The organism is Streptomyces sp. NPDC046712 (assembly GCF_040645695.1).
Lineage (GTDB): Bacteria > Actinomycetota > Actinomycetes > Streptomycetales > Streptomycetaceae > Streptomyces.
Genome location: NZ_JBEYYW010000010.1, coordinates 99,506 through 120,281, shown reverse-complemented (window position 1 = coordinate 120,281; position 20,776 = coordinate 99,506). Strand labels below are relative to the sequence as shown.

Below are 20,776 nucleotides of genomic sequence, written 5' to 3'. Positions count from 1 at the left end.
GGGTCGAAGCGCGCCACCGGGCTATCTCGGATCGCCGTCCGAGGTGACGTCGAAGTCGGGGGGATCGTCCTCGCCGACCGACCGACGGTTCTCCTGCCACTCCCGCACCGCGGACTTCGCCTGTTCCAGGAGCTCGGTGAGGACGACGCCGGTCACGCCCTGGAGGACGACGAGGACGATCTCGGTCCCCAGACCCATCGGGGTGCCGTGCTCGTCCGGTGTGGCCCGCTGCTCGACCCGTAACTCCCCCTTCTCGAGCTTCTCCTTCACGATCCGCTCGCGCGTGAGCCAGGTCAGCAGGGCATCGACGTCACTGCGTGATGTCTCCTGGACCGGCCTGATGCGGATCTCGTGCTTTGTCACACCCTCCCCTGGCGTCATAACTCACCATCATGGCACGGTAGTTGCCCTCAGCACGATCCACTTGCACAGGAATTCGAGGTCAGACCGCCACACAGTCGGACCACTCGACCGTGCGGTCGCACCAGCGGTTCAGGAGGACGCGGTCGTGGCCGACCGCGAGGAGGCCCGCGCCCGATTCGGTGCGGTACGCCTCCACCGCCGCGACCAGGGCCGCTGTCGTCGAGGCGTCGAGCATGGCCGTCATCTCGTCGCAGACCAGCCAGCGTGGGCGCAGCACCAACGCCCGGGCCAGGCAGGCGCGTTGGAGCTGGCCGTCGCTGACCTCGTGCGGGCGGCGCGCCAGCAGGTCGTCGGTGAGGCCGACGACGGGGGCGAGTTCGGCGAGCCGTTCGGGGACCTCCGCGCGGCGGCCGCCCGCCCGCAGTGGTTCGGCGATCAGATCACGGAGGCGCAGCCGCGGGTCGGCGGACATCCGGGGCTGCTGGAACACCACGCCGACGGCGGTCCGCAGGCTGCGCGGCGCGCTGTGACGCCAGCCCCGCACCTCCTCCCCGTCGATCGCGACGCGGCCGGCCTCCGGTCGGTGGAGCAGCGCGGCGACCCGGGCGAGCGTGGACTTGCCGCACCCGCTGGGCCCGAGGAGGCCGACGGACGCACCGGGAGCGATCGTGAGCGAGGCGCCGCGGAAGACCGGCGCGCGGCGGTCGTAGCCGGCGGTGATGGCGTCGAGTTCAAGCACGGGGCACTCCGGGTGCGAGGGGAGCGAGGAGGTGACCGCGGGCCACCGTCGGACGGCGGGTGCGCGCACGCCACGGCGCGGGGACACGGCACGCCTCACGGCCGAGGCGGACGGGGTTCGGACGGGCGCCGAGGTGCCGTGACGGGCGCGCGGACGGCCCGCTACACATCGGGGCCCTGCCCCAGGGTGTGGTGGCAGGCCACTCCGGCGAGCGGCTCCGGAAGCGTGTCGCACGCCTCGGTCGCCCGTGCGCACCGCGGGGCGAACGCGCAGCCGGGCGGCAGGGCGGTCAGCTCGGGCGGCATGCCGGGGATGGGGGTGAACGCGCGGTCGGGCAGGGCGTTCAGCAGGCCGCGGGCGTACGGGTGGCGCGGGCCCGGCTCGCCGAAGAACCGGTGGGCGGCCGTCGTCTCGACGATCCGGCCCGCGTACATCACCGCCACCCGGTCGGCGATGCGTTCCGCGGCGGCCAGGTCGTGGGTGATCAGCAGCAGCGCCCTGCCCTCGTCGGCGTGGCGGCGCAGTTCGTCCACGGTCCGCTCGACGAGGTCGCGGTCGAGGCCGGTCGTCGGCTCGTCCGCGAGGAGGAGCGGGGCGTCGCCGATGAGCGCGAGGGCGGTCGCCGCGCGCTGGGCGAGGCCGCCGGAGAGTTCGTGCGGGTGGCGGTCGAGATGTCCGGCGGGGAACGCGGCCCGTTCGGCGGCGGCCTCGGCGGCGGCGCGCCGCTTCCGCCGCGGGGCGCCGGTCAGCTCGCGGACGGTCTCCTCCAGTTGGGCGCGCACGGTCCGCACGGGGGTGAGGTGGGCGGCCGGGCTCTGCGGTACGAGGCCGATGCGCCGTCCTCGTACCGTACGGGCCAGCGTCCGCTCGTCGGCCGCGAGCAGGTCGACGCCGTCCAGCAGGGCCGTGCCGGACGTCTCCGCGTTGCCCGGCAGAAGTCCGAGGAGCGCGGAGGCGAGCACGGACTTGCCGCAGCCGCTCTCACCGACGAGGGCGAGGCACTCCCCCGCCGCCAGGTCGAAGTCCGCGTCGGTGACGGCGGCGACGTGCCGTCCGCCGTGCATCCGGAAACGGACGGAGAGCCCGCGCACGCTGAGGACGGCCTCGCCGGCGCGTTCGGCGGTGACGGCCTCCAGGGCTCGTACGACGCGCGGGTTCACAGCATCAGCTCCGATCGGCGGCGCGGATTGAGCCGGTCCCGCCACACTCCGGCGAGCCCGGCGATCGCGAGGGTCGGCACGATGAGCAGCAGGCCGGGGAAGAGCGTCGGCCACCAGTCGCCGGCGAGCAGCGAGGAGCGGGCGGACTGGACGAGGTTGCCGAGGCTGGCCTGGTGGCTGGGCAGGCCGAGGCCGAGGAAGGAGAGCGCGGACTCGTGCCACATGGCGTGCGGCACCATCAGGACGGCGGCGAGACCGGCCTGTGGCAGGACGGCGGGCAGCAGATGGCGGGCGGTCACCCGCCACCGCGAGGCGCCGCCGGAGATCGCCGCGTCGATGTAGGGGCGTGCGCGCAGCGAGAGCACCTCGGAGCGGACGATCCGGGCGGTCGAGAGCCAGTGGGTGAGGGCGACGGACACGATGACCGGCCATACGCCGGGCCGGAACATCGCCACGATGAAGATGCCGAGCAGCAGGTGCGGTACGGAGGAGAAGGCGTCGACGATCCGCATCACGACCCGGTCGGTCCAGCCGCCCAGGGAGGCCGCAGCCGCGCCGACGGCGGTGCCGATGACGGTGGCGACGAGCGCGGCGACCAGTCCGACGAGAAGCGAGATCCGCAGCCCGTAGACGCAGCGCAGCAACAGGTCGCGGCCGACGTCGTCGGTGCCGAAGGGGTGCTCCCAGGACGGCGGGAGGAGTTTCAGCGACAGGTCGACGGCCTGTTCGTCGAGCTGGACGAGCGGCGGTACGAGCAGGACGGCGAGGCCGACCGCGCCGACGATCCCGGCGGAGGACCACAGCCGTACGCGTCGTGCGCGGCGCCCGCTGTGGTCAGCCATCGAAGCCCACCCTCGGGTCGGCGAGCCCGTACAGCAGGTCGGAGAGGAGGTTGCCGAGTAGTACGGCGGCGGTGGCGAGCACGGTGAGCGCGGCGAGCAGCGGGAAGTCCACGGAGGTGGCGGCCTGGACGGTCGCGGCGGCGATGCCGGGCCAGCTGAAGACGGTCTCCACGAGGAGGGCTCCGGTGATGAGTTCGGGGACCCGGGAGCCGACCAGCGTGAGCATGGGCAGCATGCCGGAGCGCAGGGCGTGGCCGAGCAGGACGGTCCGGCCCCGCAGGCCACGCGCGCGTGCCCCGCGGACGGGGTCCTCCTCCAGGGCGTCGCCGACGCCCTGTCGGACGTACAGGAAGAACCAGGGCAGTTGCGAGACGCCGAGGACGAGGGCGGGCAGCACGAGGTGGCTGATCACCTGGTCGGCGGTGACGGTGTCGCTGGCGGTGTCGGTGAGTCCACCGGCCGGCAGCGCGCCGAGCTTCAGCGCGAAGAACCAGATGGCGAGCAGGCCGAGCCAGAAGGCGGGGGCGGCTTCCAGGGTGTACGCGGCGGAGCTGACGGTCCGGTCGAGCGGGCCGCCCCGGCGGCGGCCGGCGAGGACGCCGAGTCCGGTGCCGAGCACGATGGCGACGAGGAAGGCGGTGACGGCGAGGAGGGCGGACCAGCCGATCCGTTCGGCGATGACGTCGGCGACGGGTTGGCGCATGACGCTGGAGTCGCCGAGGTCGCCGTGGAGGGCGGCGGTGAGCCAGTCCCACCAGCGGGTGACGAGGGGCTGGTCGACGCCGAGGTTGGCGCGGAGCTGGTCGAGGTTCTCCTGCGAGGCGGTGAGTCCGGCGGTGCCGGCGTAGGCCTTGACGGGGTCGAAGGGGGAGGCCGCGGCGACGGCAAAGACCGCGAAGGTGACGGCGAGGAGGACGGGGACGGCGAACAGGGCCCGCCGTCCCGTCATCCGTGCCATGGCCCCCCAGGGGAGGCGTCGGCTCACTTCTTCGCGTCCTTGGGGATCCACGCCTCGACGTTCCACCAGGGGCCGGAGGCCAGGCCGTGGTCGTGCGGCTCGGTCTGGGTGGTAAGTCCGTCCCAGCTGTCGTTCACCACGTACAGGTGGTCGATGTGGGTGAGGAAGGTGTAGCCGGGGTTCTGCTCGAGCTCACGCTGGACGGTGTCGTAGGCGGCGCGGCGCTTGACGGTGTCGTTCGTCCGGCGGCCGTCCTCCAGGGCCTTGTCGACGGCCTTGTTGTCGTACCAGGCCATGTTGTTGAAGCCGTCGCCGCCGAGGCTGGACTTCAGGAGCAGGTACTGGTCGAAGTCGGGGTCGCCGGGCGAGCCGCCGCCGGCGAGGACCGCGTCGGTCTTCATCCGGGGCTCGATGACCTCCCAGGTGCCGCCCTGCGTCTTGATCTCGATGCCGGCCTTCTTGGCGTCGGAGGCGTAGGCGAGGGCGTGGTCCTGGCGGAGCTTGTCGCCGGAGAGGTACCAGAGGGGGAACGCGGCCCGTACGCCGTTCTTCACGCGGATGCCGTCGGGACCGGGCTTCCAGCCGGCCTCGTCGAGGATCTTCCGGGCGCCGGCGAGGTCGTGGCGGCGCTCGGTGCCCTTGGCGAACCAGGCGCTGTCGGTGGGAACGGGCCCGTAGGCGGGCTTTCCGGCGCCTTCGAGGATCTTTTCGACCATGGCCCGCCGGTCGACGGCGATGTCGAGAGCGCGGCGGACGGCGGTGTCTCCGGTGACCTTGTGGTGGGTCGGGAGCGTCACGGTCCGGTAGTCGTACGTCTTCGCGGCGTAGGTCTTCTTCGCCTTGTCGTTCTCGAAGCCGGCGGCGAGATTGGGCGGCAGGATGGCGCCGTCGAGGTCGCCGGCGCGCAGCCGGGTGGCGCGGACGTCGTCGTCCTTGATGATCGCCATGGTGAACTTCTTCACCTGCGGCGCGCCGCCCCAGTAGGTGGGGTTGGCCTTGAAGCTGAGCTTCTCGCCCTTGGACCAGTCGGTGAGGACGTACGGTCCGGTGCCGACGGGCCGGGTGGTGAAGGCCCCCGAGTTGACGTCCTGCTTCGCCGCGATGTGTTCGGGGGCGATGGCGAGGACGGTCCGCTCGGCGAAGGGCGCGTAGGGGTACTTCAGGGTGAAGACGACGGTGTCCTCGCCGACGGCCTTGACGTCCTTGAGGGCGTCGAGCTCGGTCTTGGAGGGGTTGTTGGTCTTCGGGTCGAGCACGGTCCTGTAGGTGAAGACGACGTCCTTGGCGGAGAAGGGCTTGCCGTCGCTGAACGTCACGCCCTTGCGCAGCTTGTACGTGTACGTCAGTCCGTCCGGGCTCACCTGCGGCAGCTCCGCCGCGAGGGCGGGCCGCAGCGTCATCTCGGCGTCGAAGGCGAGCAGCCCGTCGAAGATCTTGGAGTTGCCGTCCTTGCCGTAGCCGAGGAGGGGGCTGAGGGTCTCGGGCTCGTAGGCGATGCCGACGACCGCGGAATCCTTCGGGCCGCCGGAGCCCGCGGCGGTGCCGCCCGGGTTCGAACAGGCCGCCGCGGTGAGGGCCAGGGCCCCGGCCAGCGTCGCGGCGGCCGCGCCGCGTATGGATCGGGCGGTCATCGTGTCCACACCCCTCTTGAAGATCAACTGTTGTTGCGAACGATACGCAATTAAACAGTATGTAAAGGGGTGCGGACACGAGGGCCCCTTACTTCGGCCCTAGGCGGGAGCCGGGAGACCGACCAGGGCGGCGATGGCGTCCTGGTGCCGGCCCACCGAACCCAGCGCGATCTGGTCGGACTTGGCCCGCTTCAGCGCGAGGTGCGCGGGGTGCTCCCAGGTCATGCCGATACCGCCGTGCAGTTGCACACACTCCTCCGCCGCGTGGACGGCGACCTTCGAGCAGTACGCCTGGGCCACGGCCACCGTCAGCGGCGCCTCGGGGCTGCCCGTGGCCAGCGCGTCGGCGGCGGCGCGGGCCGCCGCCCGGGCGTTCACGATCTCCAGCCAGAGCTGCGCCATCCGGTGCTTGAGCGCCTGGAAGGAGCCGACGGGCCGGTTGAACTGGTAGCGCTCGCGGGTGTGGCGGACGGTCTCCTCCAGGCACCACTCGGCGAGCCCGAGCTGCTCGGAGGCGAGCAGTCCGGCTCCCGCGAGCAGTCCGCGCCGGATCGCCGACGTGGCCTCCGCCGCGTCGGCGAGGCGGGTGCCGCTCGTCCCGTCCGTGGTCACGGCCGCGAGCGGCCGGGTCAGATCGAGCGGGGTCTGCGGCGCGACCGTGGCATCGGCGGCCGGGACCGCGTGGAGACCGTCCTCGCGCGGCACGAGGAAGACGTCCGCGGCGACGGCGTCGGCGACACCGGTGACGGTGCCGCTGATGGGCGGCTCCGCGTCGGGAGCCGCCGAGAGGGGCACGGCGAGCACCGCCACGGTGCGGCCGCTCGCGAGACCGGCGAGCAGCTCGACGACGGGCCCGCTCTCCGTGTCGAGCGCGAGCAGGGTCTCGGTCGCCACCACCGCGCTGGTGAGGTACGGCGCCGGGGTCACCGCGCGGCCCAGCTCCTCCAGGACCACGGCCGCCTCCCGGTGGCTCGCACCCTGTCCGCCGAGCTTCTCGGGGACGAGGAGTCCGGCCGCGCCCATGTCGCCGGCGAGTGACTTCCAGAGGCCGGGGACGTACGGGTCGTCGCTCTCGATCCGGCCGAGCAGCACGCTCGGGTCGGCGCGGTCGGTGAGCAGGGAGCGGACGGCCGCGCGCAGGTCGTCCTCGGTCTCGGTGTAGAGCAGCTGACTTGTCATCGCGCGAGGTCCTTCCAGGCGACGTCCTTGTCGTTGCGGGGCTCGGCGGGCAGACCGAGGACGCGTTCGGCGACGATGTTGAGCAGCACCTCGGTCGTACCGCCCTCGATCGAGTTGCCCTTGGAGCGCAGATAGCGGTAGCCGGCGTCGCGGCCGGTGAAGTCGACGAGCTCGGGCCGGCGCATGGTCCAGTCCTCGTACAGCAGCCCTTCCTCGCCGAGGAGTTCGACCTCCAGGCCGCTGATGGCCTGGTTGAGACGGGCGAATCCCAGCTTCATCGCGCTGCCCTCGGGGCCGGGCTGTCCGGCGACGAGCTGCTGGCGCAGCCGCTCGCCGGTGAGCCGGGCCACCTCGGAGTCGACCCACAGGTCCAGCAGGCGCCGGTGCAGATCGTGGGTGCGCAGCTCGGGGCGTTCGCGCCAGGTGGTGGAGACCGGGCCGATCATCCCGCCCTCGCGGGGGATGCGGGCGCCGCCGATGGAGACCCGCTCGTTCATGAGCGTGGTCTGGGCGACCCGCCAGCCGTCGCCGATCTCGCCGAGCCGGTGGGCGTCGGGGATACGGACGTCGGTCAGGAAGACCTCGTTGAACTCGGCCTCTCCGGTGATCTGGCGCAGCGGCCGGACCTCGACACCGGGGTCGGTCATGTCGCAGATGAAGTACGTGATGCCCCGGTGCTTGGGCAGGTCCGGGTCGGTGCGGGCGATGAGGATGGCCCAGCGGGCCAGGTGCGCGCTGGATGTCCACACCTTCTGGCCGTTCACCACCCAACTGTCGCCGTCCCGTACGGCGCGGGTGCCGAGCGCGGCGAGGTCGGAGCCGGCTCCCGGCTCGCTGAAGAGCTGGCACCACACCTCCTCGCCGACCCACAGCGGCTTGAGGAAGCGCTGCTTGACCTCGTCGGAGCCGTAGGCGAGGAGGGTCGGCGCGGCCATGCCCAGGCCGATGCCGATCCGGCGGGGGTCGTTGTCGGGGGCGCCGGCCGCGGCCAGTTCGGCGTCGACGACGGCCTGCAGGGAGCGCGGGGCGTCGAGGCCGCCGAGGCCGACGGGGTAGTGCACCCAGGCGAGTCCGGCGTCGAAGCGGGCCCGGAGGAAGTCGGTGCGGTCGGTGGTGGCGGGCGGGTGCTCGGCGAGCAACTGCCCGGTCCGCGCGCGGAGTTCGTCGGCGTCGATCACACGGGTCATCGGGCGGCTCCTGCCGGGAGGACGACCAGACGGCCGGTGGTCACGCCCTCGGAGACGCGCTGCACGGCGTCCGCCGCGCCGTCGAACGGCACCCGCTCGCTCACCAGCGGCTTGATGAGCCCCTTGGCGGCGTACTCGGTGAGGGTCTCGTGGCAGCGCAGGATCGCCGCCGGGTCCTTCAGGTTGTAGAGGCCCCAGTGCAGCCCCACGATCGAGTAGTTCTTGACGAGGGCGTGGTTGAGGACGGGCGAGGGGATGGACCCGCTCGCGAAGCCGACGACGAGGATCCGGCCCTCGAAGGCGACCACCTTGGCGGACTGCGCGTAGGCCGCACCGCCGACGGGGTCGTAGATCACGTCGGCGCCCCGGCCGCCGGTGGCCTCCTTGACGGCGGCGATGACGTCCTCGGAGTGCCGGTCGACAACGACGTCGCAGCCGAGCGTGCGGGCGACCTCGGCCTTCTCCGGTCCGCCGACGACACCGATGACGGTGGCGCCGGCCGCCTTGCCGAGCTGGACGGCGGCGCTGCCGACGCCGCCCGCGGCGGCGTGGACGAGGAGAGTCTCGCCCTCCTTCAGCGCGGCGCGGCGGTGCAGGCCGAACCAGCCGGTCTGGTAGCCGATGTGGAGCGCGGCCGCCTCCGCGTCGTCGAGGGCCTCGGGTGCGGGGAGCACGGCCGCCGCGTCCGCCACCGCGTACTCGGCGAGTCCGCCGTACGGGAGGGCGGGGGTGGCGATGACCCGGCGGCCGTCCTCGGTCTCGCCGCAGATCTCCACGCCGGGGGTGAAGGGCAGCGGGGGCCGCACCTGGTACTGGCCCCGGCAGAGGAGGGCGTCGGGGAAGTTGACGTTGGCGGCGCGCACCTTGAGGAGGAGCTGCCCTTCGCCGGGTGTCGGCGTGTCCACCTCGTCGAGCTGCATCACCTCGCCCGGTTCGCCGTTCTCGTGCACTCGCCATGCCTGCATCGCGGTCCTCCACCAGCCGTCGTCCGTACTGCGCGGTCGGTCGCATACTAAGCGGTCGCTTGCGCCTGGTGGAACCATGCGCGGCGGACTTCTTCCGCTCAGGACTTCTTCGGACGCGCTCTCACATGCATCCGCTCGCCCTGCGGCCCGAACAGGCTCAGGAACTCCACCGGCCCGTCCGACGTCGGACCGAACCAGTGCGGCACCCGCGTGTCGAACTCGGCGGCCTCACCCGAGCCCAGGACGACATCGTGATCGCCGAGCACGAGCCGCAGCTTCCCGGAGAGCACATAGAGCCACTCGTACCCTTCGTGGACACGCTGCTCCATCCGCTCCTCGGCCTTCTCCTGCACGATCTTGTACGCCTGGAGGCCGCCCGGCTGGCGGGTGAGCGGGAACATGGTCCGGCCGTGTCGCACGATCGGCTTCGAGCGCACCCGGGGATCGCCGACCGGCGGTGCGCCGACCAGCTCGTCCAGCGGCACCTGATGGGCGCGGGCGATGGGGAGCAACAGCTCCAGGCTCGGCTTGCGCTGCCCCGACTCCAGGCGGGAGAGGGTGCTCACGGAGATGCCGGTGGAGGCCGACAGGTCCCCGAGGGTGGCCCCGCGCTCGCGCCGGATGCGGCGCAGCCGCGGGCCGACCTCGTTCAGGACGGCGTCGATACGTTCGTCTTCGGTCATGGATCCATTTTGCGGAACCGGCAAGAACATTTGTCAAGCAAGCGAGCCGGAGCGATGGTCGCGGCATGAACGCGAATGAGCAGCACGACAATGAGCAGCCCGGCGATGTCCGGCACCACAGCGGGCCGTACGACGTGGTGGTCGTCGGGGGCGGCGCGGCCGGCCTGAGCGCGGCCCTCGTCCTCGGCCGGTCACGGCGCCGGACGCTGGTGATCGACGCCGGCGAGCCGCGCAACGCCCCGGCCGCCCATATGCAGGGCTTCCTCTCCCGGGACGGGATGAGCCCGGCGGACTTCCTGGAGGTGGGACGCCGGGAGATCGCCGCGTACGGGGTGGAGTGGACGGCCGGGCGCGTGACGGCGGCGGTCCCGCGCTCCGACGGCCCCGACGGCTTCGTGGTGACCGTGGACGACGGCCGCCGGGTCGAGGCGCGCCGGCTCGTCGTCACCACCGGTCTGGTCGACGAGCTCCCGGAGATCGACGGCCTCGCCGAGCGGTGGGGTCGCGAGGTGCTGCACTGCCCGTACTGCCACGGCTGGGAGGTCCGCGACCGGGCCTTCGGGGTGATCGCCCATCCGGTGATGAGCGTCCATCAGGCGGTGGTCGTCTCGCAGTGGTCCGACGACGTGACCCTCTTCCTGCACACCGCCGACGAGCTCTCCGCGGAGGACCGGGCCCGGGTGGCGACGGCCGGCGTCGAAGTGGTGACGGGCGAGGTGGCCGGCCTGGTCGTCGAGGACGACCGGTTCACGGGCGTACGCATGGCGGACGGACGCGTCGTCGAGCGTGAGGTGCTCTTCGTGGGGCCGCGTATGACGCCCCGGGACGATCTGCTCACCGCGCTGGGCGCCGCGACGCGCGAGACTCCGCTCGGCACGTTCGTGGCGGTGGACGAGACGGGGCGGACCAGTGTGCCCGGCGTATGGGCGGCGGGGAACGCGATCGGCGCGCAGGAGCAGGTGATCAACGCGGCGAGCGGTGGCTACCGGGCCGGCGTGGCGATCAACATGGAGCTGATCATGAGCGATCTGGACCGCAAGGTCTCGGCCGCGGGCTGACGGGGCTTCAGTTCTCGCCCTTCGCGCGCTATCGATGCGGCATGACGGACGAAGCAAGGGACCTGCCGGGACTGCCTACCCCTCCCCCGCTCGGCGCGAGCGCGCTGCCACCGGGGACGTACGAGGGGAGGGTGGTCCTGGTCACCGGGGGCGGCTCGGGTCTGGGGAAGGCGATCGCGGCCGAGTTCGCCCGGCTCGGGGCGGAGCTGCTGATCGTCGGGCGGACGGCCGCCCGTCTGGAGGCGGCGCGGGAGGAGCTGCGGGGGATCGCCGGGACCCGTGTGGCGGCCGCGGTCTGCGACATCCGCGAGCCGGAGGCCGTCGCCGCGGCCTTCGACGCCTGCGAGACGGCCCTCGGCTCCCACCCGGACGTCCTGGTCAACAACGCGGCGGCCAACTTCCCCGTGCCGGCGGAGGAGTTGTCGCCGAACGGCTGGCGGGCGGTCGTCGACATCACGCTGACGGGCACCTGGTTCACGACCCGGGAGTTCGCCCGTCGCCACCTGGCGGCGGGGGCTCCGGGGTCCGTCGTCAACGTGGGGGCCTCGTACGCCTGGACCGGCGGCCCCGGCTTCGCCCACTCGTCGGCGGCGAAGGCCGGGGTGAAGAACCTGGTGGAGACGCTGGCGGTGGAGTGGGGGCCGTACGGGATCCAGGTCAACGGTCTTGTGCCGGGCCTGATGCCGCACGAGGACATGACGTCGGACATCCGGGGCGCCCTCGACCGGGCGCCCCGCCAGGACGCCCGGCAGCCTGCCCTCCGCGTGGGGTACCCGCGCGAGCTGGGCTGGGCGGCGACGTTCCTCGCCTCCCCGTACGCCCGCTTCGTCTCCGGGCACACGCTGGTCGTGGACGGCGCGAACTGGCAGCGTCGGGCCCTCGTCAACGACCCCGTGGTGCCGGTGCGCGAGCAGCTGGGGCGGGGGCGGTTCGGGGAGTGACGCGCGCTGGTCCACGCGGATGAACCCGGGCGTCTGCGGCTGCGGGGGCAGGGCCGAGCGGCGAGGATCGGCGAGGGTTGCCGGACGACCTCCAGACGCGGAAAGGCAGGGCACACCACATGCTCGGTACGGACTTCACCAAGGGCTCCCCCAGCTGGATCGACCTGGGCAGTCCCGACACGGCGGTCGCCGCCGGGTTCTACACGGCCGTCTTCGGCTGGGAGTTCGCCTCGGCAGGACCGGACGCCGGTGGCTACGGCTTCTTCCAGCAGGACGGCCGCACGGTCGCCGCCCTCGGTCCGCTGACCGAACAGGGGGCGAGCTCCGCCTGGACCGTGTACTTCCAGACGCCCGACGCCGACGCCACGGCCAAGGCCGCCGAGCAGAACGGCGGCGCGGTGCGCTCCGAGCCGATGGACGTCATGGACGCCGGGCGGATGGCCCAGCTGACCGATCCGGGCGGCGCCGCGTTCGCGGTGTGGCAGCCGGGCGCGGTGAAGGGTCTGGACAGGACCTCCGAGGACAACACCCTGTGCTGGGCGGAGCTGCATGTCCCCGACCCTCGGGCCGCCCTGGAGTTCTACGGCAAGCTGTTCGGCTGGCGCTCGCAGGAGATGGAAGCGCCGGGGATGACCTACCGGGTGCTGTCCACCGCCGAGGGCGACCAGGAGGACGCCTCGTTCGGCGGGATCGCCGAGCTCCAGCAGGGCAGGGAGCACGCGCGCTGGATCCCGTACTTCGGCGTGGCGGACGTGGACGACATCGCGGTGCGGACGCAGGGCAACGGCGGCTCGGTCCTCATGCCGGCGGCGGACATCCCCGACGTGGGCCGGATCGCCTGGCTCGCCGACCCCTTCGGCGCCCCCTACGCCGTCCTCAAGCCCGCCCCGCAGGACTAGGGAGTGTCCGCCCCTGATCCGAAGAGCAGGCCCCGGGGCCTGCCGTTCGGATCAGGCAGGATCAGGGCCCGGCTCATCCGCCCTCGAAGTGCGGAGGGCGGCGGGCGGCCTTCGCCGCGTAGCCCTCGCGGGCGTCGTCCGAGGAGAGGGTGAGCGCCGCGGCGAGGGCCGTGCGGTCGAGGGCCGCGGCCATGGCGTGGTCGGCGTAGGCGTCGATGTTCCGCTTGATCGCGCGGACGGCGAGCGGCGCGTTCGCCGCGATGGCGGCGGCCGTCTCGCGGGCGGTGCGCTCCAGTTCGTCGCGGGGCGTGACGAGCTGGACGAGGCCGAGCCGTTCGGCGGTGGCGGCGTCGATGCGGCGGCCGGTGAGGGCGAGGTACTTGGCCCAGCCGGCGCCCGCCTCGCGGGCGATCCTCAGATCGCCGCCCGCGTCCACGGCGACACCGATGCCCGCCTCGGGCAGGGCGAAGACCGCGTCGTCGGCGGCGATCCGGACGTCCGCCATGAGGGCCAGCTCGAATCCGAAGCCGAGGCAGTAGCCCTGGACGGCGGCCACGACCGGCTGGGGCAGCCGGGCGAAGACGGCGAAGCGCTCATGGACCCAGCGGATGCCCTCGTCGTACCGCTGGATCCGCTCGGCGGCCGTGCGGCCGGTGATGCCCCCGCCGGGCGCGGTGACGTCGATGCCCGCACAGAACGCGCGCCCCTCGGCCCGCAGCAGCACGACCCGAACGGTCTCGTCGAAGCGGATCCGGTCGGCCATCAGCCCGAGCTGCCGGCTGGCCTCCCAGCTCCAGCCGTTGAGCCGCTCGGGACGGCAGAGGGTGAGGACACCGACGCCGTCCTCGACCGTGAGCGTGAGGCGCTCCTCACCCTCCGGGATCTCTCTGTCGAGCGTGTCGATCACCGTGCCCCCCCCTGAGTTCTGACGGATCGTCAGGCTAGGGCGTCACCGCTCCTGGAGGAAGCACGCCGGCCGGCCTCAGCGGGAGAACAGCTCGAAGGCGACCGTCGGCCGGTCGCCGTACCGTGCCGCGAAGCGCTGGTTGTTGCCGGCGAGGAAGGTACGGACGTACTCCTCGGGGTCCTCGTCCGTCAGGGCCTCGATGTACGCGCGGTGGGCCAGGAGGGACTGGACGGACCGCTCCACACCAGGGGTGGCGTCGACGGCGTGGGTCGGGGTGTTGGATCCGGCGACCGCCACCCAGCGGACGCCGTTCCACGGCTCCAGGCCCTGCTCGGTCAGTTCGGGGAAGATCCAGCGGTTGCCCGCGTCGCCCGCCGCGTCCAGCGTCGCACGGCCGACGGCCACGTGGTCCGGGGTGTTCCAGAACCCGCCCACGCCCGTGCCCCAGGTGTCCCGGTGGTTGAGGGTGATGACCAGTTCCGGACGGTGGCGGCGGATGGCCGCCGCGATGTCGCGGCGCAGACCGAGTCCGTACTCGATCACGCCGTCGCGGTGGTCCATGAACTCCACCGTCGGCACCCCGACGACGGCCGCGCTCGCCCGCTGCTCCTGCTCGCGCAGCGGCCCGCAGGTGGCGGGGTCGAGCGAGTCGATGCCGGCCTCGCCACGGGTGGCGAGGACATAGACGACCTCCTTGCCGGCATCCGTCCAGCCCGCGATGGCGGCGGCGCAGCCGTACTCGAGGTCGTCCGGGTGGGCGACCACGGCCAGCGCGCGCTGCCAGTCACCGGGCATGTCTTCGAGTTGCGTGCTCGTGTCGATCATGGCCGCAGGATACGGCCCTTACGCGCGGATCGCTCCGGAAAGGATCACCGAGCGCGACGCATGGCGGGGGCGGTCCGGGTTGAGCCCGCGTCGCACCGCGAGCGTGACGGCGAGTCGCTGGGCGCGCACCAGTGCTGCCACCGGATCGATGGCATCGGCGGCGAACAGCGCCCCGGTGGCCTCCACTTCGTCTCGCAGACCGGCCGGCTCCGGCCCCAGGCAACACACGAGACTGGAACGATCGCTGATGACGATCGGCCCGTGGCGGTACTCCATCGCCGCGTACGACTCCGACCAGGCGCGGGCCACACCGCGGAGCTTGTGCGCGGCCTCGTCGGCGAGTCCGACCGTCCAGCCGGTGCCGAGGAAGGTGAACTGGCCGCGCTGCTCCCAGGCCGCGGGCAGCGGCTCGTACAGGGCCAGTTCGGCGTCGACGATCGATGAGGTCAGGTCCACCCCGAGCCCCGCGCGCAGCAGTTGGAGGGCGGTGGTGGCGAACCGCGTCTGCACCACGGAGCGTTCGTCGGCGAAGCCCAGGCCGATCACCCGGTCCGCGTGCTGCGCGGCGCGGCTGTCCGGGACGCTGGTCAGGACCAGGGTCGGGATGCGGCCGGCGGCCCGGGCGAGCAGCGTCGCCACCTCGGTCGTCGCACCGGAGCGGGTGAGGGCGACGATCCGGTCGTAGCCGCGGCCCAACGGGGTCTCGTCGGAGGCCGGGAAGGCGTCGGTCTCACCCCCGCCGAGGGATTCGCGCAGGGCCGCGTAGGCGCGGGCGATGAAGTACGAGGTGCCGCAGCCGACGACCGCGATCCGCTCACCGCGCCGGGGCAGCATGTCGGCATGGTCGGCTGCCGTGTCGGCGGCGCGGCGCCAGCAGTCGGGCTGGCCGGCGATCTCGGCACTGACGTGGGTGGTCATGTCCGGGTCCTCTCGTCGAAAGCGCTCCGGAGAGTTCTATCCGGCCCGGTCAAGGGCGCACCATGAGCAATCAGGACGCATTGCTTGGACTTTTGCGCGCGGCACCGGCGAGGGCGGCACCGCAGGACGCCCGGACCACCAGCCGCGGCCGCAACTGCACCTGGTGCAGCGGGGAGGCGTCGCCGTCGGCGAGCCGGCGCAGCAGGATCTGCGCGGCGAGCCTGCCGACCTGGAACTTGGGCGGAGAGACGGCGGTGAGCGGTGTCTCGGCCACGTCCGCGAACTCGTTGTCGTAGCTGATCAGGGCGAGGTCCTCGGGTACGCGCAGCCCCGCGCGGCGGGCCGCGGCGAGCACGAGGGCGGCCTCGCGGTCGCCGAAGCAGAGCCCGGCGGTGACGCCCGCGGCCCTCAGTTCGGCGATGGCCAGGTCGGCCCGTTCTGGATTCCAGCCGTCCCGCTCGTCCCGTACGTGCAGCGGCGCATGGAGGCCGAGATCGGCGGCGGCCCGGGCGAAGCCGGACTCGATGGGCGCGGTGGTGGGCGCGTCGGTGCGGACGAGAAGCGCGAGCCGTTCGTGGCCGAGGGCTCGCAGATGACGTACGGCGTCGTAGGCGCCGCCCTCGTGGTCGGTGCAGACGTGCTCGGTGGGGTCGCCGGGGCCGTACGCGGCGAGCCGGCGCTCGACGAGGACGGCCGGTACGGGCAGCGCGAGGAGTTCCTCGGCGCGCCGGCCCGGATCGGTGGCGGTGTGCAGCGAGGGGACGAGCAGCAGCCCGTGGACGCCGGAGGAGAGCAGTCGCCCGACGGCGGCGTCCTCCTCGTCGGGGTCGTAGTGCGAGCAGGCGAGGACGAGCCGGGCGCCGGCCGCGGCGAGCTCCCGTTCGATGCCCTGGAGGACCCGGGGGTAGTAGAAGGTGGTGTCGGGGACGAGGACCCCGACGACCCGCCGGTCGCCGGCGGGCGCCCCGTCGCCGTCGGGTCGCTGTGCGGCGAAGGTCCCCGCGCCCTGGCGGCGTTCGACAAGCCCGAGGTCGACGAGGTCCTCGTACGCCCGGCGGACCGTGGTCACCGAGAGGCCGGTCTCGGTGGCGAGGGCCCGCTCGGTGGGGAGCTTGGAGCCGGGTGGCCAGGTGCCGTCGAGGATGCCGCGGCGCAGTTCCGCCATGAGAGCCCGGAACTTCAGCTCGCGCCCCGATGCCGGTATCTCGTTCCGTGCCACCCAGGCCTCCCGCACCTCACCCCGATTGCTGACCGATTGCGCGGCGAATCCTATCCCCGGGCGATCAGATCTCACCCCGGGTGAGCGCGAGCAGCCGGTCGAGGACGCGCGGGCCGCCGGCCCGTACGCCGTCGTGCTCGAACTCGTCGGTCACCCAGGTCCGCAGGCCCCGGATCGCGCGGGCGGTCTCCAGGGAGTGTGCGGTGTCCACGTACAGGTCGTCGTGGTAGACGGCGGCGGCCACCGGCACCTCGTTGGCGGCGAGACGTGCGGGGTCGTAGAGCGGCGCCCAGTCCTCCCGTGCGGCGAGCAGGTGGGCGGTCTCGCGCAGCGGGCGCAGGGCCGGGTCCGTCTCGAAGTGCCAGGGGTGGACGGTCTCGCCGGTGAAGAGGAGCGGTTCGTCGCCGGCCAGGGTCTTCGCGGCGTCGAAGCGGGGGAACTCGGCGCGGACGCGTTCGGCGGCCCAGGCGGTGGGGCCCTGACCCTGTGCGTAGATCGCCTCGTGGAGCACGGCGTACAGCGGGTGTCCGGCGTAGGAGAGGACGGCCTGGACGTTCTCCAGGAAGGCGTCCGAGAGCGCGGGGCCGGTGGGGGTGGGGACGAAGGCGTCCTCCAGGAGGAGGTGGAGCTGGTGGGTGCCCTCGCCGCTGCCGAGGAGGATGCCGAGGGACTGGAAGGCGGCCGGCGTGAGCGGTCCGCCGGACGGGAGGGTGACCTCGTGCTCCTGGAGGTGGGCGGCGATGGCGCGGGCGTGGTCGACGTCCTGCGGGTAGCGGGCGTAGTGGGCCTCGACCTTGCGGCGGATGCGGGGATAGGCGGCCCGGTAGACCTCTTCGGCGGTGGCGTGCAGCGACGGCAGTCCGCCGGTGATCAGGACGGTGCGCAGGCCCTCGGGGGCGGTGGACAGGTAGTGGGTGGCGCAGAAGCCGCCGAAGCTCTGGCCGAGGACGGTCCAGCGGGCGCCCCCGGTGAGCCGCTTCCGGATCAGCTCGCAGTCCTTGACGATCGAGTCGGCCCGGAAGTGCGCCAGATAGTCGGCCTGCTGCCGTGGGGTGCCCCGCAGGGGCAGGGTCTGGCGGTTGGCCGGGGTGGAGTTGCCGGTGCCGCGCTGGTCCAACAGGAGGACGCGGAACTCCTGGACGGCCCGGCCGAGCCAGGCCTGGGGGCCGACGAAGCGACGGGCCCCGAAACCGGGGCCGCCCTCCAGATACACCAGCCACGGCAGGTCGTCCGCGGACTTGTCGCTCGCGACGACCTCACGGCCGTAGACCTCGATCTGCTCGCCTCCGGGGTCCGCGTGGTCGAGCGGCACGGTAAAGCGGCGGTCGGTGAGGACGAGGCCGGGCTGGCGGTAGCTGGTCAATGCTGCTCCTGTTCGGTACGCCCCCGCCCGACCAGTGGATCACAGGGCGTGGGGCGGGGGCGCATCGAGGCGGATCAGGAGGTGGGCTCGGAGGTGGGGTCGGGAGGTGGGCCGGCGGTGCGATCAGGAGGTGCGGTCAGGAGATGCGGTCAGGAGGTCGGGAAGTCGTCGGCCGTCCTGATGCGGTCGCGGATCCAGACACCGGCCGGCTTGAGGGAGCTCGTCCCGGCCCACGGGCCGTTGTTCGCGCAGGTCCCGACGTTGAAGACGGCGCCGCTGCGGTTGTCGTCGGAGAAGTTCCAGTTGACCCAGCTGATCTTCTTGGCGGCCATGAGGTCGATGAACCGCTGGGTCATCGCGAAGTCGTTGGCGCCCTCGCCGGCGTAGTTCTGGGTGCCGAACTCGGTGACGAAGACGGGCAGCTTGTCGGCGGCGCGAGAGAGGGTGTCCAGGTACTCGTCGCGGTGCGAGTACGCGTAGAAGTGGAAGGTGTACATGATGTTGGTGGCGTTCACCGGGCTCGCGACGACCTCGGACTCGTCGGCTCCCTCGGACACGCCGAGCGAGGACCACGCGCGCGTGCCTACGAGGATCGGTGTCTCGGCGTCCTTGGCGCGGATGACGGGGATCAGCTGCTCGGCGTAGCTCTTGATCCGGGACCAGGCGACGCCGCTGGGCTCGTTGGCGATCTCGTAGAGCAGATTGGTCTTGGCGCCGTGGCGCTGGGCGATCTCGGTGAAGAAGGTCTTGGCGCGGGCGAGGTTGTAGTGCGGGTCGCCGGGGTCGAGCATGTGCCAGTCGACGATCACGTACATGCCGCGCGCGGTGGCCTGCTCGATGAGGGAGTGGGCGAGGTCGGTGTACTTGCGCGGGTCGGTCTCGTACCCGTCCTCCTGGACGTAGGTGGACACGCGCAGCACGTCGGCGTTCCAGTCCTTGGCGAGCGCGTCGAGCGAGCCGCCGGTCAGACACTGGCTGTACCACTGGGTGCCGTGGCTGGACATACCGCGCAGCTGGATGGGCTTGCCGTACCGGTTGCAGAGCTTGGTGCCGCAGACCTTCAGCTGACCGTTGATCGCGGTCGGGGTGTCGGCGACGGGGGCGGCGGTGTCGACCTTGAGGTGATCGACGTTGGGACCGCCGTTGGCGGTGGTGGCCGTGGCGCGGATGGTGTTGGCGCCGGCCTTGAGGTTGGCGGTGACGGTGGTGGTGGCCCAGCTGGTCCAGGCCCCCGTCCCCGCGAATGCCTTGGCGGAGGCGGCGACCACGCCGTTGACGCTGATGTCCATGGGGCGGTTGGTGGTGGTGCCGTTGGCGTAGCGGAGGGTGAGGGTGGCGGTGCCGGCCTGGGCGGCGTTGACGTTCCACTGCACATAACTGCCGGTGGAGTTGTTGTAGTTGACGAAGCCCGTGCCGGTGAAGCCGGTGTGGTTGGACTCGACCGCGCCCTGGGACACGGTGGCGGTCTCCGCCTCGTGGGTGACGGGGGCGGCCACCGCGGTGGAGGGTGCGGCGGCGAGGCCCAGGAGCAGGGCGGTCGCCGCGGTGCCTGCGGCGCCCAGCGAGCGCAGCTGGAGGAGTGCCGATCGTGCCGATGTCATGGGGGTCTCCCGGAACGATGGAGGGGACGGGTGGACGGGACAACGGATTGGAAGGAAAGTTTCCTAACGGATGAATAGCAGGGCGGCGGAGGAACTCGCAAGGGCCATGACAAGAGACGGTGTTCAACGGGCTGCCGGCTGCGCGCCGACGCGGTCGTGGCGCGGGACGAGGTCGAGTTCGACTCGGTCGCCGACGCCTGAAGTTCCACAGCGCTGATGCCTGTTCACAGCTACGAACAGAGCGCGTTTCCCCGTACCGTGATCTTGGCCGGAGTGACCGGCCAAGGAGGCCGGCCTCGGCCTCTCACGGAAAGGGCGGTGTTCATGTCCCTGTTCGATCTTCCGCTCGACGAACTCCGCACGTACCGCAGCCTGTCCGAGGAGCCGGAGGACTTCGACGCGTTCTGGACCGAGACCCTCGACGAGGCACGGGGCCATGAACTCGGCGCGCGGTTCGATCCGGTGGAGACCGGACTCGCGACGGTCGAGGTGCACGACGCGACCTTCGCCGGATTCGGCGGCCATCCCGTCAAGGGCTGGTTCGTCCTTCCGGCGGGAACGCGCGAACCCCTGCCGGTGGTCGTGGAGTTCCTCGGGTACGGAGGCGGGCGCGGCCTGCCCCACTCCCATCTGCTGTGGGCCTCGGCGGGGTTCGCGCACTTCGTGATGGACACCCGGGGCCAGGGCAGCGGCTGGGCGACCGGCGACACCCCCGACCCCGTGGGCAGCGCGCCCGCGTACCCGGGATTCATGACCCGCGGCGTCGAGGACCCGTACACGTACTACTACCGCCGTCTGTTCACCGACGGGGTACGGGCCGTGGAGGCGGCCCGCTCGCATCCGCTGGTCGACGCGGCGCGTACGGCGGTGACGGGGGTGAGCCAGGGCGGCGGCATCACGCTGGCGGTCGCGGGGCTGGTACGGGGGCTGGTGGCCGCCGCTCCGGACGTACCGTTCCTGTGCGACTTCCCGCGCGCGACGACGATCACGGACCGGCAGCCGTACCGCGAGATCGGGAGCTATCTGAAGACCCACCGGGGCCGGACCGAGCAGGTGCGGCGAACCCTCGCCTACTTCGACGGCGTCCACTTCGCGGCCCGAGCCACGGCCCCGGCGCTCTTCTCGACCGGCCTGGAGGACCTGACCTGCCCGCCGTCGACGGTGTTCGCGGCCTTCAACGCCTACGCCCACGAGGAGAAGGGCATCGAGGTCTACGACTTCAACGACCACGAGGGTGGCGCCGCCTTCCAGCAGGCGGCACAACTGCGCTGGCTGCCCCGGAAGTTGCGCGACGGGACACCCCGCCGCGGCTGATCGCTCCATGGCACAGGGAGGCGG

20 protein-coding genes are annotated in these 20,776 nt (G+C 72.4%); 4 read left to right on the top strand and 16 right to left on the bottom strand.

Annotated features, from left to right (window positions below; genetic code table 11):
• Positions 1 to 21: 21 nt before the first annotated feature.
• The 10 genes from ABZ939_RS15855 to ABZ939_RS15810 form a co-directional block, all read right to left on the bottom strand.
• Positions 22 to 363, bottom strand: coding sequence for a hypothetical protein (locus tag ABZ939_RS15855; protein ID WP_361854283.1), 342 nt, complete (start codon positions 361 to 363; stop codon positions 22 to 24).
• Between the two features lie 79 nt (positions 364 to 442).
• On the bottom strand, positions 443 to 1,102 hold the full coding sequence (locus ABZ939_RS15850) for an ATP-binding cassette domain-containing protein (RefSeq protein ID WP_361854280.1): 660 nt from the start codon (positions 1,100 to 1,102) through the stop codon (positions 443 to 445).
• A 161-nt stretch (positions 1,103 to 1,263) separates the two neighbouring features.
• The gene (locus ABZ939_RS15845; protein ID WP_361854589.1) at positions 1,264 to 2,166 is read right to left on the bottom strand and encodes an ABC transporter ATP-binding protein; all 903 of its coding nucleotides are present in this window, start codon (positions 2,164 to 2,166) and stop codon (positions 1,264 to 1,266) included.
• Between the two features lie 92 nt (positions 2,167 to 2,258).
• Positions 2,259 to 3,104: an ABC transporter permease gene (locus tag ABZ939_RS15840; protein ID WP_361854277.1), complete on the bottom strand. Its 846-nt coding sequence runs from the start codon at positions 3,102 to 3,104 to the stop codon at positions 2,259 to 2,261.
• A complete protein-coding gene (locus ABZ939_RS15835; protein ID WP_361854274.1) occupies positions 3,097 to 4,062 on the bottom strand; it encodes an ABC transporter permease in 966 nt (321 codons plus the stop codon). The genes ABZ939_RS15840 and ABZ939_RS15835 overlap by 8 nt, the downstream gene beginning before the upstream one ends.
• A 23-nt stretch (positions 4,063 to 4,085) precedes the next feature.
• Positions 4,086 to 5,693 (bottom strand): ABC transporter substrate-binding protein, encoded by a 1,608-nt coding sequence (locus ABZ939_RS15830; RefSeq protein ID WP_361854271.1) that lies wholly within the window; start codon positions 5,691 to 5,693, stop codon positions 4,086 to 4,088.
• Between the two features lie 99 nt (positions 5,694 to 5,792).
• Positions 5,793 to 6,872: an acyl-CoA dehydrogenase family protein gene (locus ABZ939_RS15825; protein WP_361854268.1), complete on the bottom strand. Its 1,080-nt coding sequence runs from the start codon at positions 6,870 to 6,872 to the stop codon at positions 5,793 to 5,795.
• Positions 6,869 to 8,059 (bottom strand): acyl-CoA dehydrogenase family protein, encoded by a 1,191-nt coding sequence (locus ABZ939_RS15820; RefSeq protein WP_361854265.1) that lies wholly within the window; start codon positions 8,057 to 8,059, stop codon positions 6,869 to 6,871. Before ABZ939_RS15820 ends, ABZ939_RS15825 begins: the two co-directional genes overlap by 4 nt.
• The gene (locus ABZ939_RS15815) at positions 8,056 to 9,024 is read right to left on the bottom strand and encodes an NADPH:quinone oxidoreductase family protein (RefSeq protein WP_361854262.1); all 969 of its coding nucleotides are present in this window, start codon (positions 9,022 to 9,024) and stop codon (positions 8,056 to 8,058) included. Before ABZ939_RS15815 ends, ABZ939_RS15820 begins: the two co-directional genes overlap by 4 nt.
• Positions 9,025 to 9,122: 98 nt before the next feature.
• A complete protein-coding gene (locus tag ABZ939_RS15810; protein WP_361854259.1) occupies positions 9,123 to 9,707 on the bottom strand; it encodes an XRE family transcriptional regulator in 585 nt (194 codons plus the stop codon).
• Between the two features lie 65 nt (positions 9,708 to 9,772).
• Between ABZ939_RS15810 and ABZ939_RS15805 the strand changes: the two genes are divergently transcribed.
• The 3 genes from ABZ939_RS15805 (at position 9,773) to ABZ939_RS15795 (ending at position 12,605) form a co-directional block, all read left to right on the top strand.
• A complete protein-coding gene (locus tag ABZ939_RS15805; protein WP_361854256.1) occupies positions 9,773 to 10,765 on the top strand; it encodes an NAD(P)/FAD-dependent oxidoreductase in 993 nt (330 codons plus the stop codon).
• Positions 10,766 to 10,806: 41 nt separating this feature from the next.
• Positions 10,807 to 11,706: an SDR family oxidoreductase gene (locus ABZ939_RS15800; RefSeq protein ID WP_361854253.1), complete on the top strand. Its 900-nt coding sequence runs from the start codon at positions 10,807 to 10,809 to the stop codon at positions 11,704 to 11,706.
• A gap of 119 nt (positions 11,707 to 11,825) precedes the next feature.
• Positions 11,826 to 12,605: a VOC family protein gene (locus tag ABZ939_RS15795; protein WP_361854250.1), complete on the top strand. Its 780-nt coding sequence runs from the start codon at positions 11,826 to 11,828 to the stop codon at positions 12,603 to 12,605.
• 73 nt (positions 12,606 to 12,678) lie between these two features.
• Here ABZ939_RS15795 and ABZ939_RS15790 read toward each other — a convergent pair whose 3' ends face one another.
• From ABZ939_RS15790 to ABZ939_RS15765, 6 genes are all read right to left on the bottom strand, one after another.
• Complete coding sequence (locus ABZ939_RS15790) at positions 12,679 to 13,512, bottom strand: enoyl-CoA hydratase/isomerase family protein (RefSeq protein WP_361854247.1); 834 nt, start codon at positions 13,510 to 13,512, stop codon at positions 12,679 to 12,681.
• 75 nt (positions 13,513 to 13,587) lie between these two features.
• The gene (locus ABZ939_RS15785) at positions 13,588 to 14,337 is read right to left on the bottom strand and encodes a PIG-L deacetylase family protein (protein WP_361854244.1); all 750 of its coding nucleotides are present in this window, start codon (positions 14,335 to 14,337) and stop codon (positions 13,588 to 13,590) included.
• 18 nt (positions 14,338 to 14,355) lie between these two features.
• Positions 14,356 to 15,255, bottom strand: a complete 900-nt coding sequence (locus ABZ939_RS15780) for an SIS domain-containing protein (protein ID WP_361854241.1) — start codon at positions 15,253 to 15,255, stop codon at positions 14,356 to 14,358.
• Positions 15,256 to 15,325: 70 nt separating this feature from the next.
• The gene (locus tag ABZ939_RS15775) at positions 15,326 to 16,474 is read right to left on the bottom strand and encodes a substrate-binding domain-containing protein (RefSeq protein ID WP_361854239.1); all 1,149 of its coding nucleotides are present in this window, start codon (positions 16,472 to 16,474) and stop codon (positions 15,326 to 15,328) included.
• Between the two features lie 64 nt (positions 16,475 to 16,538).
• Complete coding sequence (locus ABZ939_RS15770; RefSeq protein WP_361854236.1) at positions 16,539 to 17,837, bottom strand: alpha/beta fold hydrolase; 1,299 nt, start codon at positions 17,835 to 17,837, stop codon at positions 16,539 to 16,541.
• 149 nt (positions 17,838 to 17,986) lie between these two features.
• Positions 17,987 to 19,438 carry a cellulase family glycosylhydrolase gene (locus ABZ939_RS15765; protein WP_361854234.1) on the bottom strand — a complete coding sequence of 484 codons (1,452 nt, stop codon included), beginning with the start codon at positions 19,436 to 19,438 and terminating at the stop codon, positions 17,987 to 17,989.
• 324 nt (positions 19,439 to 19,762) lie between these two features.
• Between ABZ939_RS15765 and ABZ939_RS15760 the strand changes: the two genes are divergently transcribed.
• Positions 19,763 to 20,752, top strand: a complete 990-nt coding sequence (locus tag ABZ939_RS15760) for an acetylxylan esterase (RefSeq protein WP_361854231.1) — start codon at positions 19,763 to 19,765, stop codon at positions 20,750 to 20,752.
• Positions 20,753 to 20,776: the final 24 nt, after the last annotated feature.

What these genes read in the sequence shown, in the direction of transcription:
- ABZ939_RS15845 (WP_361854589.1), bottom strand. Translation starts at nt 2,166, where the DNA reads ATGCACGGCGGACGGCACGTCGCCGCCGTCACCGACGCGGACTTCGAC.
- ABZ939_RS15840 (WP_361854277.1), bottom strand. Translation starts at nt 3,104, where the DNA reads ATGGCTGACCACAGCGGGCGCCGCGCACGACGCGTACGGCTGTGGTCC.
- ABZ939_RS15835 (WP_361854274.1), bottom strand. Translation starts at nt 4,062, where the DNA reads ATGGCACGGATGACGGGACGGCGGGCCCTGTTCGCCGTCCCCGTCCTC.
- ABZ939_RS15830 (WP_361854271.1), bottom strand. Translation starts at nt 5,693, where the DNA reads ATGACCGCCCGATCCATACGCGGCGCGGCCGCCGCGACGCTGGCCGGG.
- ABZ939_RS15825 (WP_361854268.1), bottom strand. Translation starts at nt 6,872, where the DNA reads ATGACAAGTCAGCTGCTCTACACCGAGACCGAGGACGACCTGCGCGCG.
- ABZ939_RS15820 (WP_361854265.1), bottom strand. Translation starts at nt 8,059, where the DNA reads ATGACCCGTGTGATCGACGCCGACGAACTCCGCGCGCGGACCGGGCAG.
- ABZ939_RS15815 (WP_361854262.1), bottom strand. Translation starts at nt 9,024, where the DNA reads ATGCAGGCATGGCGAGTGCACGAGAACGGCGAACCGGGCGAGGTGATG.
- ABZ939_RS15810 (WP_361854259.1), bottom strand. Translation starts at nt 9,707, where the DNA reads ATGACCGAAGACGAACGTATCGACGCCGTCCTGAACGAGGTCGGCCCG.
- ABZ939_RS15805 (WP_361854256.1), top strand. Translation starts at nt 9,773, where the DNA reads ATGAACGCGAATGAGCAGCACGACAATGAGCAGCCCGGCGATGTCCGG.
- ABZ939_RS15800 (WP_361854253.1), top strand. Translation starts at nt 10,807, where the DNA reads ATGACGGACGAAGCAAGGGACCTGCCGGGACTGCCTACCCCTCCCCCG.
- ABZ939_RS15795 (WP_361854250.1), top strand. Translation starts at nt 11,826, where the DNA reads ATGCTCGGTACGGACTTCACCAAGGGCTCCCCCAGCTGGATCGACCTG.
- ABZ939_RS15785 (WP_361854244.1), bottom strand. Translation starts at nt 14,337, where the DNA reads ATGATCGACACGAGCACGCAACTCGAAGACATGCCCGGTGACTGGCAG.
- ABZ939_RS15780 (WP_361854241.1), bottom strand. Translation starts at nt 15,255, where the DNA reads ATGACCACCCACGTCAGTGCCGAGATCGCCGGCCAGCCCGACTGCTGG.
- ABZ939_RS15765 (WP_361854234.1), bottom strand. Translation starts at nt 19,438, where the DNA reads ATGACATCGGCACGATCGGCACTCCTCCAGCTGCGCTCGCTGGGCGCC.
- ABZ939_RS15760 (WP_361854231.1), top strand. Translation starts at nt 19,763, where the DNA reads ATGTCCCTGTTCGATCTTCCGCTCGACGAACTCCGCACGTACCGCAGC.